Raw genomic sequence first — 19,773 nt, forward strand, 5'->3', positions numbered from 1 at the left:
CTGCGATGACGATCAAGAAAAAAACATCTCAGTTATTTGATTATCATCGGTTGGATGAGCTGGGTGTTCCGGTTAAAAACCTGGTCACGGATAGCCGCCAGATAAAGCCCGGCGATACATTCCTGGCCTATGCAGGTGATATCACCGATGGGCGAAAATTTATTCCGCAAGCCATTGCTGCGGGCGCCAATGCGGTTCTGTGGGATCCGCAGAATTTCACGTGGAACCACGAATGGCGGATTCCAGCACTGGCCATCGATGAACTGAAGGCTAAAGCGGGACTGATTGCCAGCTATGTTTATGATCAGCCATCGGAGAAATTATGGATGGTCGGGATTACCGGTACCAACGGCAAAACATCGTGCAGTCACTGGTATGCGCAAGCGATGACGAGTCTGGGCAAAAAGACAGCCATTCTGGGAACGCTGGGAAATGGTTTTTGCGGCGCGTTGGAAGCGGCGGGGAATACAACGCCCGATGCCGCGGTGCTGCAACGTTCGCTGGCACGATTTGTTGATCAGGATGCGCATGGCGTTGCGATGGAAGTATCCTCGCACGGCCTGGTGCAGGGGCGGGTTAGCGGCACCACATTCGCGATTGCCGTGCTGACCAATGTGTCGCGCGACCATCTGGATTATCACTTGGATATGGATGCTTACGCCGCAGCCAAGGCGCGCCTGTTTTTCTGGCCAGGATTGCGGTATGCGGTTGTCAACATGGACGATGTGCTGGGTGTCGAGCTATCGCGGCAGCTCGCTAACAAACCCATCACCTTCATCGGCTATGGATTTCACTATCCGGAAGAACGCTATGCAAGGCAATTTAAAATGGTCTATGGATCCAATTTAAAAGTTGATCTTCATGGTCTGGAGTTTGATATTGAATTTGAGGATAATCGCGAACATTTGAGAATTGGTTTGCTGGGTAAATTTAATGCATCAAACTTGCTGGCTGTCGTGGCGGCTATGCTGGCAAGCGGAATTCGATTGCCGGACGCGGTCCGGGCGCTTCACAGTGTGCAATCCATTCCGGGCCGGATGGAAAAATACGAAGGGATTGACCAGCCGATTGTGATCGTCGATTACGCCCATACCCCCGATGCGTTGGAGAAAGTGCTGTGCACGTCACGCGAGCTTTTGCGCAGTGCACAATCGAAGAAACGGACATCCGGACGGAATGCGCGGCTGTTTTGCGTTATTGGTTGCGGCGGCGACCGGGATGTCGGCAAGCGCGCGATGGTGGGTGAAGTTGCTACGCGATTGGCGGATGAAGTCATTTTTACCAGCGATAATCCGCGTTCGGAAGATCCTTTGAGCATTATTAAAGATATTACAGCAGGCGCGGGTGCAGACAATTACCAGATTGAGAGCGACCGGGCGCTGGCTATATATCAGGCCATCGCCAATGCGCAGCACAACGACATCGTGCTGATTGCGGGCAAAGGTCATGAAAAGTATCAGGAAATAAAAGGCCAGAAAATTCCTTTCAGTGATGCCGACATTGTGCAGCAGGTGCTGAAAGATTTGGCCAGGAAAGTGCGGGTGCAATCATGATGACGATCCGGGAAGCGGCGCAAGTATTGCAGGCCGGATGGAACGGACAAGACGGGCTATTTACCGGGGTGAGCACGGATAGCCGCACGCTCAAGCCGGGTGATTTATTTGTGGCACTAACCGGCGAGAGATTCGATGGCAGTGAATTTGTTCTGAGCGCTAAGGAAAAAGGCGCCGCCGCCGCGCTGGTTCCGCAAGCGGCCGGGGAAAACGCTTTATCCGCCGGGATTCCATTGCTGCGCGTGCAAGATACGCGCTTAAGCCTAGGGCAATTGGCCGCGTATTGGCGTAACCGTTTTACGCTGCCGCTCATCGCTGTGACCGGTAGCAATGGCAAGACTACGGTCAAGGAAATGATCGCCGCGATATTGCGTCAAGCAACCGCAGGCGGTGAAGTCACAATAAATGCCCCAGCGGAGCGGATTCTCGCCACCGAAGGGAATCTGAATAACGATATCGGTGTGCCGCTGATGTTGCTGCGTTTACGGCAACAGCATCGTTATGCAGTGATTGAGATGGGTATGAATCATGTGGGTGAGATTGGTTACCTGACTCAGCTGGCAAAACCGGGTGTTGCCGTCATTACCAATGCCGGTGCTGCGCATATCGAGGGACTGGGTTCCGTTGAAACGGTCGCACGCGCTAAGGCGGAGATATTTGCCGGATTGGATCAGCAGGGAACGGCTGTAATCAATGCGGACGATCGCTATGCTGCTTTATGGCGGGAATGCGCTGGTGCGCGCAAGATTGTCGATTTTGGTTTGCGCGAAAAAGCAGCTGTGAGTGCCGAGTATCAAGCAGACCGGTTGAGCAACAGAATTCAGTTGAAATTGCCGGATGGCATTGTGGAAGTTAAGTTACAGGCGCCCGGGGTGCATAACGTCTATAACGCTTTGGCAGCGGCGGCAGCGGTTATCGCAGCGGGTATCGGGAAAGCATCGATTGCCGCTGGACTCGAATCGTTTCAAGGCGTGAAGGGACGATTGCAGAAAAAATCCGGTTTGCACCATGCGCAGCTGATTGATGATACCTACAACGCCAATCCGGAATCCGTGCGCGCCGCTCTTGCAGTGCTGGCTGCCACGACGGGGAAAAAAATACTGGTGCTCGGCGACATGGGCGAATTGGGTAAATCCGCCATTGATCTGCATCGCACGATCGGGCGTGATGCGCGCAATGCCGGACTGGATCAATTATTCACGCTGGGCGAGTTAAGCGCTTACGCAGCCGAAGAATTCGGCAAGGGTGCACGGCATTTCAACGATATCGACGAATTGCTGCATGCGACGGAAAGTTTGCTGGCGGGTGATGTGACGCTGTTGGTGAAAGGGTCGCGCTTTATGCGCATGGAGCGGGTGGTGCGGCAATTGGAACAACCAGTGGAGCCATCATGCTGCTAACCCTCTCACAATGGCTGGCTCAAGACATTCGCGCTTTCAATGTATTTAGCTATATTACCTTGCGCACCGTGATGGCCACGCTGACTGCATTAGTGATTTCCTTCATGATCGGCCCGGTGATGATCCGTAAACTGACGGCTTATAAAATCGGACAATCGGTGCGCGATGATGGTCCGCAAACACATCTTGTCAAAACCGGTACGCCGACGATGGGCGGCGCCTTGATTCTGATGGCGATTGTTTTAACCACGCTGCTGTGGGCGGATTTGAGCAACCGCTATATCTGGGTAGTGCTGGCAACCACGCTGGGATTCGGTGTGATCGGCTGGGTCGATGACTATCGCAAAGTGGTTTACCGCAATCCGAAAGGATTATCCGCACGCGCAAAATTTTTCTGGCAGTCGCTAATCGCGCTGGCGATTGCGATGTATCTGGCGTCGATCGCGGAAATTCCGGCGCAAACCGACATGATCGTGCCCTTCTTCAAGGAAGTGGCGATTCCGTTGGGTGTAACAGGTTTTGTCATACTGACTTATTTTGTCATTGTCGGCACCAGCAATGCAGTCAATCTTACCGATGGTTTGGACGGTTTGGCCATTATGCCGACCGTCATGATCAGCAGCGCGCTGGCGATTTTTGCCTACGCCGCCGGACACGTGGTATTCGCCAAGTATCTCGGCATTCCTTATATCCCTAATGCCGGGGAATTGGCGGTGTTTTGCGGCGCCATGGCCGGTGCCGGGCTTGCCTTTTTGTGGTTTAACGCGTATCCCGCCGAGGTTTTCATGGGTGACGTCGGCGCCTTGGCGCTGGGCGCGGCATTGGGAATCGTCACCGTCATCGTACGGCAGGAGATTGTGCTGGTGATTATGGGCGGCGTTTTTGTCGTGGAAGCGCTGTCCGTGATGTTGCAGGTGGCATCATTTAAGCTGCTGGGCAAGCGGGTATTCCGCATGGCGCCATTACATCATCATTTTGAATTAAAAGGCTGGAAAGAAAATCAGGTGGTGGTCCGGTTTTGGATCATCACCTTTATTTTAGTATTGGTTGGATTATCGACATTAAAATTACGATGAATTTGCAAGATAAAACAGTTCTAGTGCTGGGAATGGGTGAGACCGGCTTGTCCATGGTGAAATGGCTGCTACGTCAGGGTGTCAGGGTGCGCGCTGCGGATAGCCGTTCCGAGCCACCCAACTGGCAGCAAATCACCGCCGGGTTTCCATCCGTGCAGCTGCATAAAGGCAAATTCACAGCATCCATTTTTAACGATATCGATATGATCGCCATCAGCCCCGGCGTTCCGTTGGCAGATCCGTGCGTGCAGCAAGCGGTGCAACGCGGCGTGCCGGTCATTGGCGATATGGTGCTTTTTTCCTGGGCGCTGGAGCAAAGCAACCGGCCCAAACCGAAAGTTGTCGCCATCTCCGGATCGAATGGAAAAACCACAGTCACGGCGATGACCGGCGCGATGTTAAAGAAATCCGGCTGGAATGTGGAAGTGGCGGGAAATATCGGCCCCGCCGCGCTGAATGCGCTGATGCAGCGGATCGACGCAGGCGATTGGCCGCAGGCTTGGGTTCTGGAAACATCCAGTTTTCAATTGGAAACGACGCACAATTTGAATGCGGATGTGGCGACCGTGTTAAATCTGAGCGAAGACCATCTGGATCGCTATACCGGCATGCGCGATTACGCAACCGCCAAAGCCAGAGTGTTTCTGCATGAGAAAGCTGGTAAAGGCATACAAGTGCTCAACCGGAATGATCCCGGTGTCTGCGCTATGGCACTACCGGACAGAAAACAAATTACTTTTGGCGTCGATGAGCCGCCCAGCCATGCCGATTTCGGTCTCATGCACGATGGCGACGATTTGTGGTTGATGGAAGGCGATGTGCAATTAATGAAAACTTCCGAACTGGTTGTCAGCGGCTTGCATAACGCGGTCAATGCGCTGGCGGCATTAGCCATGTGCCGCGCCCTGGGTGTGGCCATCGATCCGCTTTTGATCGCGTTGCGCGAATTTCGCGGTCTGCCGCATCGCATGGAAAAAGTCGCTGCGTTCAACGGCGTTACTTTCTTTGATGATTCCAAAAGTACCAATGTGGGTGCCACCGTAGCTGCACTGAGCGGTATGAAGCAAAACGTCATATTAATCGCCGGTGGCGACGGCAAGGGACAGGACTTCTCGTATCTGCGGGAAGCGGTTGCCAATAATGCCCGCGCCGTGGTGCTGATTGGCCGGGATGCAAACATAATTGCGAATGAATTGAAAGACTGCGGCGTGCCGTTGCATTTTGCCGTGACCATGGAAGAAGCCATGCAGAAGAGTTTCTTGCTGGCGCAATCCGGCGATGTGGTGTTGCTTTCACCGGCATGCGCCAGTTTCGATATGTTCAGAAACTATATTCACCGCGCGGAAGTATTTGTTGCGGCCGTCAAAGATATGGAAAACAAATTTTTCAGTTTTGGACAGAAAAAACATTAACCGATGATTTACCAGGCAAACAATCAGAAACCAAGAATGACGGCCGATTTTGACCAGGCGCTGGTGTGGTCGGCTTTGCTGTTGCTGAGTATCGGCTTGGTAATGATTTATTCCGCCTCGATAGCCATTGCCGAAGCGCAATTTGGCCCCGACCGGGCCGGTCATTACTTGTTGCGCCACAGCGCTTATCTGGGTGTCGGGTTGTTGCTGGGATTGATCGCTTTTCAAGTGCCGATGCAGATGTGGCAGAAATACGTAACTTATCTGCTCATGACCAGCATTCTACTGTTGGTATTGGTACTGATTCCGGGTATCGGACATGAAGTGAACGGCAGTCAGCGCTGGATTTCGCTGTATGTGGTGAATATCCAGCCGTCCGAGTTCATGAAGTTTTGTATGGTGTTGTACGCCGCGGACTACGTCAACCGCAAGGCAGCCGACCTGAATTCTTTCTTCAAGGGGTTTGTGCCGATCGCGGTCGTATTATCCATCGTGGGTGCTTTATTGCTGCTCGAACCGGATTTCGGCGCTTTCTTCGTGGTAGCCGCGCTGGCGATGTCGATTTTATTTCTCGGCGGTGTCAGTTTGAAAATATTCGTCAGCCTGATCGCTATCCTGGCGTTTGGTTTGTATGAGTTGATTTTGAGTTCGCCGTACCGGTTGAATCGCGTGGTTGCTTTTATGGATCCTTGGGCCGATCCGTATGGCAAAGGTTATCAGCTCAGTCATGCACTGATTGCATTCGGACGCGGCGAGTGGCTTGGTGTCGGCTTGGGCGGCAGTGTCGAGAAATTGTTCTATCTGCCCGAAGCGCACACCGATTTCTTACTGTCGGTGCTGGCCGAAGAACTGGGTTTTGCCGGTGTGGCTACCGTGATCGTATTGTTTATCTGGCTCATTACCCGCGCTTTTGTCATCGGCCGCTTGGCGGCCAAATTGGGTAGTCCTTTCTCGGCGCTGGTGGCGCAGGGAATCGGCATGTGGATCGGTGTGCAGGCGCTGATCAACATGGGCGTCAATATGGGTGTTTTGCCCACCAAGGGTTTAACGTTGCCGCTGCTAAGTTTTGGCGGTAGCAGCATTACAGCGATTTGCATTGCGCTGGCGGTTTTGCTGCGTATAGACTGGGAAAGCCGGCAGCGGCTGCGGGGGCTGAACGTATGAGCGCGCATACCATTTTAATTATGGCAGGCGGCACCGGCGGTCATGTGTTTCCGGGATTGGCGGTGGCTGATTATTTGCGGCAAGCGGGTTGGCGCGTGGTTTGGCTGGGAACCGAAGCCGGAATGGAATTAAAACTGGTGCCGCAACGGGGTTATGAAACCGAAGTTATCAGTTTTTCCGGATTGCGAGGTAAGCGGTTGGTCACGTGGCTGCTATTGCCGCTGCGTTTGCTCAAGGCGTTCTGGCAGAGTCTGCGGATTATTCAGCGGGTAAAACCGGATGTGGTTCTCGGCATGGGTGGTTATCCGGCTTTTCCGGGCGGAATGATGGCTTCGTTGCTCAACAAGCCATTGGTGATTCATGAACAGAATTCGGTCGCGGGGTTAACCAATAAAATCCTGGCGAAGTTAGCGGATAGAATTTTTCTTGGCTTTCCCGGCGCCATCCGGAGCGATCAGGATAAAACGGTTTGTTCCGGTAATCCGGTGCGATCAGAAATTGCGCATATAGAAGTGCCGGAGAAACGTTTCCAGGAACGGCAAGGCAAGTTGAATGTGCTCGTTGTGGGCGGCAGCCTGGGGGCGCAAGTTTTGAATACTGTGGTACCGCAAGCGCTTAAATTACTGCCGGAGAATACGCGCCCGGCAGTGGTGCATCAAACGGGGACAGCGCAAATGGAAACGGTTAAAACGACCTATCAAGCACTGCAATTGGATGGCGAAGTGACAGCGTTTATCGACGATATGGCCAAACGCTACGCGGACTGCGATGTGGTGTTGTGCCGCGCCGGCGCGCTGACAGTAGCGGAATTAAGCGCGGCCGGTGTCGCCAGCATCCTGGTGCCGTATCCGCATGCCGTCGACGATCATCAAACCGGTAATGCGCAATTTCTTTCCCGCCACGGTGCTGCTGTGCTGTTGCCGCAGCATGAATTGACCGCGCAAAAGCTGGCGGATTTATTGACGGATTTAACCCGGGAAAAATTGCTCGGCATGGCGATGGCTGCGCGCAGCCAGGCAAAACCGGAAGCAACTCGGATCGTAGCTGAAGGCTGTATCGAATTGAGCGGAGCACTGCATGAAGCATAAAGTCAAACATATCCATTTTGTCGGCATCGGCGGCGCGGGCATGAGCGGTATCGCCGAGGTTTTTGTCAACCTGGGGTATCAGGTCAGCGGTTCTGACTTGATGAGTAATCCGGTGACGCAGCGTTTGGCCAAGCTCGGCATCAAGGTTTATGCGGGGCATGCCAGCGAGCAAATTGCCGGAGCGGATGTCGTCGTTACTTCCACGGCGGTGAAACCCGACAATCCGGAGGCGATTGCCGCCAAAAATAAAAATATTCCTGTCGTGCCGCGCGCCATGATGCTGGCGGAATTGCTGCGCCTGCGCAGCGGCATCGCGATTGCCGGCACGCACGGCAAAACCACTACCACCAGTTTAATTGCCAGCATTCTGGCGGCGGCGGATATGGATCCGACTTTTGTCATCGGTGGAAAACTGGAAGCAGCGGGTTGTCATGCCAAACTGGGCAGCGGTGAGTTCATCGTGGTAGAAGCGGATGAATCGGATGCTTCGTTTTTGTATTTGCAGCCGATGCTCGCGGTCGTGACGAACATCGATGCGGATCATATGGAAACCTACGGTCACGATTTCAGCCGGTTGAAGCAAACTTTTGTCGATTTCGTGCAGCATTTACCTTTTTACGGCATGGCGGTGGTTTGTATGGATGATGCCAATATACGCGAAGTCATGCCGTCGATTACCAAACCGATCACCACGTACGGCTTGTCCGAAGAGGCGCAAGTGCGCGCCATCGATATCCGGCAAGATCATCACCGGATGAGATTTACTGCGGTGGTCGGTGTGAACGGCTCCGCCCGCAAACTGGATATCACGCTGAATCTGCCCGGTTTACATAACATTCAGAATGCCCTGGCGGCGATTGCGGTTGCGAATGAAATTGGTGTGCCGGATAGCGCGATCGTCAAAGCGTTGTCGGAATTCAAAGGGGTCGAAAGGCGCTTCCAGCAATACGGCGATATCCGCTTGAGCGGACAGAAAAGTTTTACGCTGGTGGATGACTATGGACATCATCCGGCAGAAATGGAAGCGACCATCAAAGCAGCGCGCGGCGCGTTTCCAAACCGCCGTCTGGTAGTGGCTTTTCAGCCGCACCGCTACACGCGCACCCGGGATGTCTTCGAGGATTTCACCCGGGTTTTATCACAAGTGGACATATTGCTGCTCACGGAAGTTTATCCCGCAGGTGAAGAGCCGATTGTCGCGGCGGATAGCAAATCGCTGGCGCGCTCCATCCGGGTGCAGGGCAAAGTGGAGCCGATTTATATCGAAGAAGTGGATGACTTACCAGTAGCGATACTGGATATCGTGCAGGACGGCGATGTTGTGCTGGTGATGGGCGCGGGTTCGGTAGCCAGAGTGGCGCCGCACATTGCGCAAATGGGAAAAAAGCTGACCGTGGTTAATGGCTATGAATGCTGAGGATTGATGAGACATGACCGCTTTGCCGCAAAATACGAGATTTGCCATGCCAGTTGCCGATCAAACAACCGGTGAGGCAGGCGTGTCCGCATTGCGGGGCGAAATGCGCATCGATGAGCCGATGAGCAAACATACAACCTGGCGGGCGGGCGGTGATGCGGATCGTTACTACCAACCGGCGGATCTGGACGATTGGGCGGATTTTCTGCGTGCATCGCCGTACGAAGTCATTCATGTGATTGGGCTGGGCAGCAATTTGCTGGTCAGAGACGGCGGGCTGCGCGGCACGGTGGTGGCATTGCATGCGCGTTTAAACGATTTGCGCTTGATCGAACAGAATCAATCCGGCGGGCTCATCTACGCGAGTGCTGGTGTGGCCTGCGCCAAGGTAGCCCGGTTTGCCGCCAAACACAATCTGGCTGGTGCGGAGTTTCTGGCCGGAATACCGGGCACGGTTGGCGGCGCGCTGGCGATGAATGCCGGATGCTACGGTTCGGAAACCTGGGAAATTGTGGCGCAAGTGCAAATCATCAAGCGCAACGGAGAAATCGTAGTGCGCCAGCCCGGCGAGTACGCGATTGCTTATCGCAGTGTGAAACGGCAGAGCGAACCGGCTGGTACGATAGGCGCGGAATGGTTTACCGGTGCCTATTTCCGCTTGGCGCAAGGCGATCAGGCACAATCCCGGCAACGCATCAAGCAATTGCTGGCGCAGCGGGTAGCCAGTCAACCGCTCAATCTGCCGAATGCCGGTTCGGTATTTCGCAATCCGCCGGGAGATTACGCGGCGCGTTTGATCGAAGCGTGCGGCTTGAAGGGATGCCACATTGGCGGCGCGATGGTGTCGCCCAAACATGCCAATTTTATCGTCAATACGGGTAATGCCAGTGCGGCGGATATTGAAGCTTTAATCATGATGGTGCAAAGCAGGGTTAAAAAAGCAACAGGGATAGCATTGATTCAGGAAGTCCGGATCATCGGCGATGCCAGGAGGCTGACGTAATGGCCGCGCATCAATTCGGCAAAGTTGCGGTTCTGCTGGGCGGCCGGTCGGCCGAGCGGGAAATATCGCTGCAAAGCGGGCAGGCTGTGCTGGATGCGTTACTGCGCAGCGGTGTCGATGCGCATCCTTTCGACCCGGCCGGACAATCCATGGAAAAACTGCTGCAACAAGGTTTCGATAAAGCTTTTATCGCACTGCACGGCCGTTTTGGCGAGGATGGCACCATTCAAGGCGCGCTGGAATTAATGGGATTACCGTATACCGGCAGCGGCGTAATGGCCAGTGCATTGGCGATGGATAAATGGCGCACCAAATTGATCTGGCAGGCAGCCGGTATCCAATCCCCGCGCTACGTATTGCTGCAAGCGGATAGCGATTTTGAACAAGTCGCCGAAACGTTGGGTTTACCGCTGATCGTCAAACCGGCGCGCGAGGGTTCAACCATTGGTTTGACTAAAGTGAAGCGCGCCGAGGATTTGGCGCAAGCGTATCAACTGGCCGCTCAGCATGATGCGCTGGTGCTCGCGGAAGAATTTATTGCCGGTAAGGAATTGACCGTGGCGATTCTGGGTGAAACGCCGCTGCCGGTGGTGCGGATTGAAATTGCGGGTGAGCTTTACGACTATGAAGCCAAGTATTTCTCGAATGAGACAAAATACTTTTGCCCGAGCGGTTTACCGGCGGAATTGGAGGCGGCGATCCAGCGGCAGGCATTACAGGCTTACCAAGTGCTGGGGTGCCAGGGTTGGGGAAGGGTCGATTTGATCTTGAGTGAAACCAATCAGTTTTATTTCCTCGAAGCCAATACTTCGCCCGGAATGACCAGCCATAGTTTGGTGCCGATGGCGGCAAGAACAGCCGGAATCCCGTTTGAGGATCTGGTTTTGAGAATATTGGATCTGGCTCATGTGGAATAACCATCACGCCTTGAATTTGTTATCCAAAATATTGCTCACTTTGGTGGCGATGGCGGTGCTGTATGCGATCAGTTTGCAACTCATCCAGCCGCCGCTGTTCCCCATCAAAGAAATTAATGTGCAAGTCATATATGGGAAAGAGAAAAATAAGGCCGAGTTACAGCATGTGACGCGCGAGCAAATTGAACAACTGGTCAGGGATGAAATTGCAGGAAATTTTATTTCGGTAAATCTCACTGAAGTGCGCGAAGCTTTTGTAAAATTACCCTGGGTGCGTGAGGCCAGAGTGAAAAGAGAGTGGCCGCATGGTTTGAATGTGATACTGGAAGAGCATCAAGCATTGGCTTATTGGGGCAGTCATGCCTTGGTCAATACTTACGGTGAGGTGTTCCGGGTGACGGTTGATGCTGATTTGCCGGTGTTTACCGGCCCCAACGAGGCCAGCGCGCATGAAGTGGCGCAGCAATTCCGGCGTTTTAACAAAATACTGAAGCCATTGCAGCAGCATATCGCGGAAATAAGCCTGACACCGCGCTATGCCTGGCGTTTGCAGTTAAATACCGGAACGATTCTGGAATTGGGGCGAAATGAAATTGAAGAGAGATTGGTTCGTTATGTTTCAGTATATAACCACAGTATTGCGCGGTTAAATCAGCAAGAACCATTGGCATATGTTGATTTACGTTATCCCAATGGTTTTGCCATCCGCATGCCTGAAATGATGCAACAAGTACCACGTAAATCCGGCGCGAGGAGAGAAACGTGAGGCCACGGAGATGGGATTAAATGAATAAAGCTCGAGAGAATAGAAATTTGATTGTCGGTCTTGATATTGGCACGTCGAAAATTGTTGCCATTGTCGCCGAGGTGATTCCGGAAGGCGGTTTTGAAGTGATCGGTTTGGGCAGCCATCCATCGCGCGGATTGAAAAAAGGTGTTGTGGCCAATATCGAGACGACGGTGAATGCGATTCAGCGTGCGCTGGAAGAGGCGGAACTTATGGCGGATTGCAAGATAAATGAAGTGTATACCGGCATCGCTGGCAGCCATATCAAGGGTTTTAATTCGGATGGCATGGTGCCTATCAAGGATAAGGAAGTCACTGAGAAAGATGTCGAGCGCGTCATGGAAGCGGCCAAAGCCGTGAATATTCCCGCTGATCAGCAGATCCTGCATATCCTGAATCAAGAATTCATTATTGACGGCCAGGAAGATGTTCGTGAACCGGTGGGCATGAGCGGCATACGGCTGGAAGTGAAAGTGCATATTGTCACGGGCGCGGTCTCTGCGGCGCAGAATATCGTCAAGTGCGTGCATCGCTGCGGTTTGGAAGTGCGCGATTTGATATTGCAGCCGCTGGCTTCTGCAATGGCCGTGTTATCTGATGACGAAAAAGATTTGGGTGTCTGTCTGGTCGATATTGGCGGCGGTACAACCGATATTGCCGTGTTCACGCATGGCGCCATCCGCCATACCGCGGTGATTCCGATTGCCGGGGATCAAATCACCAATGACATAGCGATGGCCTTACGTACACCGACCAAAAGCGCGGAAGACATCAAGTGTCGCTACGGCTGTGCACTGAGGAGTCTGGCTGATACAAAAGAGATGGTGGAAGTTCCCGATGTCGGTAACCGGGGTTCGCGCCAGCTTTCGCGGCAAACGCTGGCGGAAGTGATCGAGCCACGGGCAGAGGAACTGTATTGCATGGTGCAAGCGGAATTGCGCCGCAGCGGATTTGAAGAATTGCTGTCATCGGGCATCGTAATCACGGGTGGGTCGGCTTCGTTACGCGGCATGGTGGAATTGGGCGAGGAAATCTTTCACATGCCGGTCAGATTGGGTTTGCCCAATTATCATGGCAATTTGAAAGACGTGATTCATACACCGCGCTATTCGACCGGTATTGGTTTAATTCTGGCGGGTATCGAACAGTTACAGCATCAGCATGGTTCAAGATTACAAGGAGGCTCTGCCAAGCAGATTTTCTCCAGAATGAAGGGGTGGTTTCAAAGAAATTTTTAATATCAAATTTCACGGGTTGTATTAGCAGTCAGGCGGCTTTAATTTCAATGTACTAAAGGAGAAACAATATGTTCGAAATCATGAATAACGAAACTCAAGAGGCAGTCATCAAGGTTGTCGGCGTTGGTGGGTGCGGCAGCAATGCTGTGGATCATATGATCCAGAACGGCATGCAAGGCGTTGAGTTCATCAGTATGAATACTGATGCCCAGGCATTGAAAAGCAATAAAGCACCGACCGTACTGCAACTGGGTACGGGTATTACCAAGGGACTGGGCGCGGGCGCGAATCCTGAAATCGGCCGGGAAGCTGCGCTGGAAGATCGCGACCGTATTGCAGAATTGATTCAAGGCGCGGATATGTTGTTTATCACCGCTGGCATGGGTGGCGGTACAGGTACCGGTGCTGCGCCGGTGGTTGCGCAGGTCGCCAAAGAAATGGGTATTTTAACGGTGGCTGTGGTCAGCAAGCCATTTGCTTTTGAAGGCAAACGTCTGGCGGCTGCCAAGGCAGGAATGGAAGCGTTGTCACAACATGTGGATTCGCTCATTGTGATTCCTAACGATAAGCTGATGATGGTGCTAGGTAACGATATTTCCATGCTGGATGCATTTAAAGCTGCCAATGACGTGCTGTATGGCGCAGTAGCGGGTATCGCCGAAGTGATTAATTGCCCGGGTCTGGTCAACGTTGATTTTGCCGATGTTAGAACCGTGATGTCGGAAATGGGTATGGCGATGATGGGCTCAGCAGTCGCAATGGGTGTTGATCGTGCCCGGGTTGCAGCCGAACGTGCGGTATCAAGCCCGCTGCTCGAGGATATCTCCTTGTCCGGAGCGCGCGGCATTCTAGTGAACATCACCGCCAGTTCATCGCTAAAAATGCGCGAAGTGCATGAAGTGATGAGCACCATTAAAGACATGACCGCCGAGGATGCAACGATTATTGTCGGTACCGTCATTGATGAAAATATGGCCGATAATCTGCGCGTTACCATGGTGGCTACCGGACTTGGCAGCTTGGTCAGTCAAAGCCAAAATTCTCCGTTAACCGTGGTGCATACACGCACCGGTACCGACGACAGGGATTCCGTTTTTTCCACCGAAGAACCAGCCGTGATGCGCACAGGCAGAAGAAGTAACGCCACCGTTGCAGCGATGCGTCAATCAGGCGTTGATCCAATGGATATACCCGCTTTCTTGAGAAGACAAGCCGATTAATCAGATTTAATTTCTCAAGATTTAATTTTCCACATCTTTGGGAGTGAGAAATTGGAAATCAGAGAATTAAACAAAGTAATGAATACCCCGCCGTATAAGGTGGGGTATAAAATCTGGCAAGTCGGTTGCGATAGTCAAGTTATAGGATAGCTTTAGATATACAGTAGATTCTCAGAAGGAGAAGGTTGCTGGATTTTGTGGGATAGCTTAATAAAGCCGGATACCGGTTCGTAATGCTTTGTTACTTTGCTTGTCTCGTTAAGTACCGTCATTCGACCGCACGATGGGGCAAGTGCTGTATTTTGCTGTGATATGGCAAGAATCGTCGTAACCGTGCCGCGTACTTTGCCACTATTTGCAACTCGATAACGGGTGACAAGCTCACCGGCTAGCTATCAATGCAGAACTTCGTATTCATTGCGAATACTTTCAGGGAATATTCGTTATTGCTCTTGATTTTAGAGCTTGTGGTAAGGATTGCGATAGCGTATGAGCGTTATTTATTCAAGATTCAACATTACATGAAATTTCATAACGCTCATATCTAATAAAAAGTTGAGCCCGATTATCCCAATGCAATACGGTTATTAATCTGTCCCAGTGATTGCTCAACTTGATCGACCAGAATAAGACATAACTCACCATCCTGCAAATTGGACAAAGCCGCATCAATGGCAATCGCTTCTCCAACGATTTCGCTGACTTTTTGCGTGCGTTTGGCATTACCCAAACCTTCGCGCAATAAAGACAATACTTCTCCATCCGCACGACCGCGTTGACATTGATCCTGATATAGCACCACCTCATCAAATGCATCACCGAGGATTCGTGTCTGTTGACGAATATCCTCATCACGCCGGTCGCCTGCCGCACTGATGACGACTGAACGTTTCTTTGACGGAATATTATCAATTGCGCTGACTAGGGCTTGGATCGCATCGGGATTATGTCCGTAGTCGGCAATCAAGGTTGCGTTGCGGTAATTAAAGAGATTAAAACGGCCCGGTGCAGTTTGCGTATTGCTGACAAAACTAGCGACACCGTCGTGAATAACTGCCCATTCCAGGCCGAGCGCCCAGCCAGCGCCAATAGCAGCCATCACATTCTCAATTTGGAAATTGATGCTACCGTTCTTCGTCAAAGGGATTTCGTTTAACGGGATGCGGTATTCAACAGTTTCACTCGCAGCGACAATGCAGCTGCTTTCCATATAGATAACACGTTTGTGCTGCGCGCGATGCATAGCCAACACCGGGTGATGGCGGTCTTGAGCAAAGAAAATAACCGAGCCGGGGCAATGTTCAGCCATGCTGGCAACCAGCGGATCAGCCGCATTAAGCACCGCATAACCGGTTTTGGGCGCTACATTCTGCACAACAATCCGCTTAACCACAGCCAACTCTTCAGCTGTATTGATATAAGCCATACCAAGATGATCACCCATGCCAATATTGGTTACAACGGCAACGTCACAACGATCGAATCCCAGGCCTTCGCGTAACAAACCGCCTCGCGCGGTTTCTAATATCGCAGCATCGACATCGGGATGAAAAAGAATGTTTCTTGCACTCTTCGGCCCGCTGCAATCTCCGGTATCCATGCACTGCTCGTCGACATAAACACCATCAGTGCAAGTAACGCCAACGCGTTTCTGATCTCTCTGCAGAACATTGGCGATCAGACGAGTTGTCGTTGTTTTACCGTTGGTGCCGGTGACGGCGATCACGGGAATGCGTGCATTCTCTCCTTGGGGAAACATGTAATCAATAATGGCTTCGCCCACTGCGCGGCCTTTCCCATACGATGGCTGCAAGTGCATCCGCAAACCGGGCGCTGCATTTACCTCAATAACGCCGCCTCCCTGGTCTTCTAAAGAGCTCATGACATTGTCGCAAACCACATCAACACCGCAAATATCCAACCCTACCACTTTTGCGGCAGCAATTACGCGTGCCGCTAATTCGGGATGTACATCGTCGGTCACATCAGTCGCCGTGCCCCCAGTTGATAAATTGGCATTCTTGCGTAACACAACGCGCATTCCTTTCACCGGAATCGATTCGGCTGTCAATCCTTGTGCAGCTAAATGTGCAATGGATATCTCATCCAGATGTATCTTGGTTAATGAGGTGACATGACCTTCGCCGCGCATGGGATCACGATTGATTTGCTCCACCAATTCATAAATGCTTTGCACGCCGTCGCCAATGACTTGCGGCGGTTCGCGCCGCGCGGCAGCAACCAATTTATTGCCGACAACCAGCATGCGGTAATCATGTCCGGGGATATAGCGTTCTACCAGAACATTATCACTGATTTCGGCTGCAATCATATACGCCGCTTTGACTTGCTCAGCGGTGACAAGATTAACAGTGACACCTTTGCCTTGGTTACTATCCAGAGGTTTTATCACGACAGGCACACCAATTTCGCAGGCGGCTAACCAAGCATCTTCAACATCATGCACCTCTCGGCCGAGAGGTACCGGTATGCCGGCGGCATGCAGTAAAGTTTTCGTTAATTCTTTATCTTGCACAATCGATTCTGCGACTGCACTGGTACGATCGCTCTCGGATGCTTGAATACGGCGCTGCTTACTGCCCCAACCAAATTGCACCAGACTGCCTTCAGTCAAGCGGCGAAACGGAATGCCGCGCGCAACCGCTGCTTGTACAATGGCTCCCGTGCTTGGGCCCAGACGGATATCTTCATTGAGTTCGCGTAAGCGATGCAACGCATCCGATAAATCAAAAGCGCTATCATCAATAGCCGAGGTACATAAAGCTTGTGCCAGCTCAAAAGCCAGCAAACCAACTTTTTCTTCGCTGTATCCTACGATAACGCGATAGGTATTGGCTTCCGGTGTTTGTACCGTGCGACTGAATGTAACCGGGCAACCTGCCTGAACTTGCAAGCCTAGCGTTGCGAATTCAAGCACATGGGCCATGGTGACCGCTTCATGATGACCGGCGGGCTGGAGTAAAGAAATCTCAGGAAAACGCTCACGTAGCCGTGCTTCAAAGCCGGGAATGGTATCGATACTATTTTCAGAGCCGCTACAAAAAACGGTAGCTTCAATCGAAGTATGCTGACTCCATAAATTGGGTCCGCGCAAAGCGCGTATGCGTAAAACTTTCATAACTTAATTCCTTGCGTTTGTAATTCTAGAAGATTCTGATTTTCAGGTTTGTACTTCTCTTGACTGAAACCAAATGTCTCAATTCCAACACGTATAAGATTCGGTTCAATGCCTAATGCCCAAGCGGCACCCACGGCTGCCAATATATTCTCGATTGCCTGCGTGCTTTTCGTCCCACTTTCTGAAGCGATCTCACGCAGATTGATCAGTATCAATTCATTTGAACCCGATACAAGTACGACTCTGCCATTGCGTACTATCACAGCGCGTTTGCCCTGAGTAGGCCCGGTTCCGCTTGCGCAATGTTGCTTAATCACCGGTAGCTCCGGTTCGATGCTGAAATAAATAACTTCACCGTGACACAGCTCGGACATTTCAACCAGCATTTCATCGTTCGCGTTGAGGACTGCTGCGCCGACCGGCAGTTTTATATCTTTTTCCACATCGTCAATGGCCGCAGCGGTCGGTGTCACCATATCGACTTGCGAACGGAGCACCGTATAAATCTGTTTATGCGTTTCAATCCCGTGACGGCCAAAATGGTGCTCGGGATCAATATTGGTGATTACACCCACCTGGCAGCTATCGTAGGCCAGCCCTTCATTCAATAGCACATCAAAACCATTCTCAAAAACAGCAGCTTCAACTGTCGGATTAAGTAATGTGCGATTAGCTGCCGCCCAATTGGCGCTGTTGTTTTTATCAATTTGCCGATAGTCCAGATATAGTCCATCGCTGCAAGCCAAACCGGTTTGCTTGCCGGACAGAACAAGCAATCTGGCAATAAGGTAAGCAACCGATGTTTTGCCATAACTTCCGGAAATTCCGACAATGGGAATACGGCCATTTTCCTGGCCTGGAAATAAGTGATCTACAATCGCTTTTCCGACTGGCCGGGGTTTACCAACCGCCGGTTTAATATGCATCAGCAAGCTTGGGCCTGCATTGACTTCAACAATGGCACCACCTTGCTCATTCAATGGACGTGAAATATCGCTGGTGACCAGATCAATGCCGGCAATATCCAAACCGATGACGCGCGCTGCAAGTGATGCAATAGACGCCGTAGAGGGATGAACCTGATCGGTTACATCAAACGCATGATTACCATTCCTTTGAATCAAAACCTTAATGCCAGCTGGCACGACGGAATCACGATGATATCCTTGGTGAGCGATTTCCATCTGTGCCGCGCTATCCAACCGGATCAAATTGAGTGGATGATCTTCTGTAGATCCTCGCCGTGGATCAGAATTAATTTGAGACTCTATTAACTCGTCAATGGTTGAGATACCATCCCCCACGACTGATACTGAATCACCGCGCGTTGCCGCTATGAGGCGTCCACCGACAATCAACAAACGATGCTCGGTTCCGGAAATATAGCGTTCAACCAGTACCTCCGTTCCTTCTCGTAACGCCATGCGGTAAGCCGACTCGATTTCTTCAGGCTGGCTTAACTCAATAAAAACGCCACGTCCATGATTTCCATCGCAGGGTTTTATAACAACCGGCATGCCAATATCGTTCGCCGCTTCCCATGCAGCCTCGGCGCTCTCGACAATACGACCTTCCGGAACAGGAACACCGCAAGATTGCAGCAATGATTTTGTCAGATCCTTATCACGGGAAATACCCTCAGCGATGGCGGATGTCCGGTCTGTCTCAGCTGTCCAAATGTGACGGCAGCGTGCGCCGTGGCCCAGTTGCACAAGATTTCCTTTTGCAATAAGACGAGTGGCCGGAATATTACGTGCCATTGCGGCATCTACAATGCATGCTGTGGAAGGTCCAAGCCAAAGTGAGTCGACCAAATCACGAAGACGCTGGATTGCTCCCTTGACATCATACGATGGGTTGTCGGATTGCTGAAAATTCATGGCGGCCAAAACCAATTCACGTGCGGAATGTAAAGCGGCTGTGGTGATTTCCGCTTGCCAGGCGCTTAATGCAACTTTATAAACACCACGTACCGAAGTTTCACGCGCACGGCCAAAGCCGCCGCGCATACCGGCCAGGTTCTGAAGCTCCAGTGTGACATGCTCAAGAATGTGGCATGGCCACGTACCGTCCTTGACGCGGCGTAAAAAACCGCCGCGCTCTTCATAGCTGCAACGGTGCTCTATCAGAGTCGGTAACCATTCGGATAAGCGCTCATAAAAACCTGGAATCTTATCGGAAGGAAAATCTTCCAGTTCACCAATATCCACGGTTGCTTCCAAAGCGGGATAATAAGTCCACATATTGGGACCATTTAGGTGTTTGATTTCAAGAAATTTGATATCTTTAGTACTATTGCAGCCTAAATTTAAGGAGTCAGACATGGCATTTGAATCGGTAAGAAGAGATGCTATTAACG

14 protein-coding genes are annotated in these 19,773 nt (G+C 51.8%); 12 read left to right on the forward strand and 2 right to left on the reverse strand.

Features of this window, described 5'->3' with window-relative positions:
• Positions 1-5: 5 nt before the first annotated feature.
• The 12 genes from BLU57_RS01330 to ftsZ all read left to right on the forward strand — a co-directional run bounded on the left by BLU57_RS01330 (position 6) and on the right by ftsZ (position 14,275).
• Positions 6-1,553: a UDP-N-acetylmuramoyl-L-alanyl-D-glutamate--2,6-diaminopimelate ligase gene (locus BLU57_RS01330; protein ID WP_090315206.1), complete on the forward strand. Its 1,548-nt coding sequence runs from the start codon at positions 6-8 to the stop codon at positions 1,551-1,553.
• Positions 1,550-2,953, forward strand: a complete 1,404-nt coding sequence (locus tag BLU57_RS01335) for a UDP-N-acetylmuramoyl-tripeptide--D-alanyl-D-alanine ligase (protein WP_090315208.1) — start codon at positions 1,550-1,552, stop codon at positions 2,951-2,953. The genes BLU57_RS01330 and BLU57_RS01335 overlap by 4 nt, the downstream gene beginning before the upstream one ends.
• Positions 2,944-4,029 (forward strand): phospho-N-acetylmuramoyl-pentapeptide-transferase, encoded by a 1,086-nt coding sequence (mraY, locus tag BLU57_RS01340; protein ID WP_090315210.1) that lies wholly within the window; start codon positions 2,944-2,946, stop codon positions 4,027-4,029. Before BLU57_RS01335 ends, mraY begins: the two co-directional genes overlap by 10 nt.
• Positions 4,026-5,441: a UDP-N-acetylmuramoyl-L-alanine--D-glutamate ligase gene (gene murD, locus BLU57_RS01345; protein ID WP_090315212.1), complete on the forward strand. Its 1,416-nt coding sequence runs from the start codon at positions 4,026-4,028 to the stop codon at positions 5,439-5,441. The genes mraY and murD overlap by 4 nt, the downstream gene beginning before the upstream one ends.
• Positions 5,442-5,444: 3 nt before the next feature.
• Complete coding sequence (gene ftsW / locus BLU57_RS01350) at positions 5,445-6,605, forward strand: putative lipid II flippase FtsW (protein ID WP_090315214.1); 1,161 nt, start codon at positions 5,445-5,447, stop codon at positions 6,603-6,605.
• On the forward strand, positions 6,602-7,693 hold the full coding sequence (gene murG, locus BLU57_RS01355; RefSeq protein WP_090315216.1) for an undecaprenyldiphospho-muramoylpentapeptide beta-N-acetylglucosaminyltransferase: 1,092 nt from the start codon (positions 6,602-6,604) through the stop codon (positions 7,691-7,693). The genes ftsW and murG overlap by 4 nt, the downstream gene beginning before the upstream one ends.
• Complete coding sequence (murC, locus tag BLU57_RS01360; protein ID WP_090315218.1) at positions 7,683-9,110, forward strand: UDP-N-acetylmuramate--L-alanine ligase; 1,428 nt, start codon at positions 7,683-7,685, stop codon at positions 9,108-9,110. The genes murG and murC overlap by 11 nt, the downstream gene beginning before the upstream one ends.
• 46 nt (positions 9,111-9,156) lie before the next feature.
• Positions 9,157-10,113 carry a UDP-N-acetylmuramate dehydrogenase gene (murB, locus tag BLU57_RS01365; protein WP_256206052.1) on the forward strand — a complete coding sequence of 319 codons (957 nt, stop codon included), beginning with the start codon at positions 9,157-9,159 and terminating at the stop codon, positions 10,111-10,113.
• Positions 10,113-11,030 carry a D-alanine--D-alanine ligase gene (locus BLU57_RS01370; RefSeq protein WP_090315222.1) on the forward strand — a complete coding sequence of 306 codons (918 nt, stop codon included), beginning with the start codon at positions 10,113-10,115 and terminating at the stop codon, positions 11,028-11,030. Before murB ends, BLU57_RS01370 begins: the two co-directional genes overlap by 1 nt.
• The gene (locus tag BLU57_RS01375; RefSeq protein ID WP_090315224.1) at positions 11,020-11,796 is read left to right on the forward strand and encodes a cell division protein FtsQ/DivIB; all 777 of its coding nucleotides are present in this window, start codon (positions 11,020-11,022) and stop codon (positions 11,794-11,796) included. Before BLU57_RS01370 ends, BLU57_RS01375 begins: the two co-directional genes overlap by 11 nt.
• Before the next feature lie 20 nt (positions 11,797-11,816).
• On the forward strand, positions 11,817-13,055 hold the full coding sequence (ftsA, locus tag BLU57_RS01380; protein ID WP_090315226.1) for a cell division protein FtsA: 1,239 nt from the start codon (positions 11,817-11,819) through the stop codon (positions 13,053-13,055).
• Between the two features lie 68 nt (positions 13,056-13,123).
• Positions 13,124-14,275: a cell division protein FtsZ gene (gene ftsZ / locus BLU57_RS01385; RefSeq protein WP_090315228.1), complete on the forward strand. Its 1,152-nt coding sequence runs from the start codon at positions 13,124-13,126 to the stop codon at positions 14,273-14,275.
• A 565-nt stretch (positions 14,276-14,840) separates the two neighbouring features.
• Here the strand turns inward: ftsZ and cphA are convergent.
• Together cphA and BLU57_RS01395 are read right to left on the reverse strand one after the other, a co-directional pair.
• A complete protein-coding gene (gene cphA / locus BLU57_RS01390; protein ID WP_090315231.1) occupies positions 14,841-17,414 on the reverse strand; it encodes a cyanophycin synthetase in 2,574 nt (857 codons plus the stop codon).
• Positions 17,411-19,738, reverse strand: a complete 2,328-nt coding sequence (locus BLU57_RS01395) for a cyanophycin synthetase (protein ID WP_090315233.1) — start codon at positions 19,736-19,738, stop codon at positions 17,411-17,413. The genes cphA and BLU57_RS01395 overlap by 4 nt, the downstream gene beginning before the upstream one ends.
• Between the last annotated feature and the right edge of the window lie 35 nt (positions 19,739-19,773).

It is taken from the genome of Nitrosomonas oligotropha (genome assembly GCF_900106555.1).
Lineage (GTDB): Bacteria > Pseudomonadota > Gammaproteobacteria > Burkholderiales > Nitrosomonadaceae > Nitrosomonas > Nitrosomonas oligotropha_A.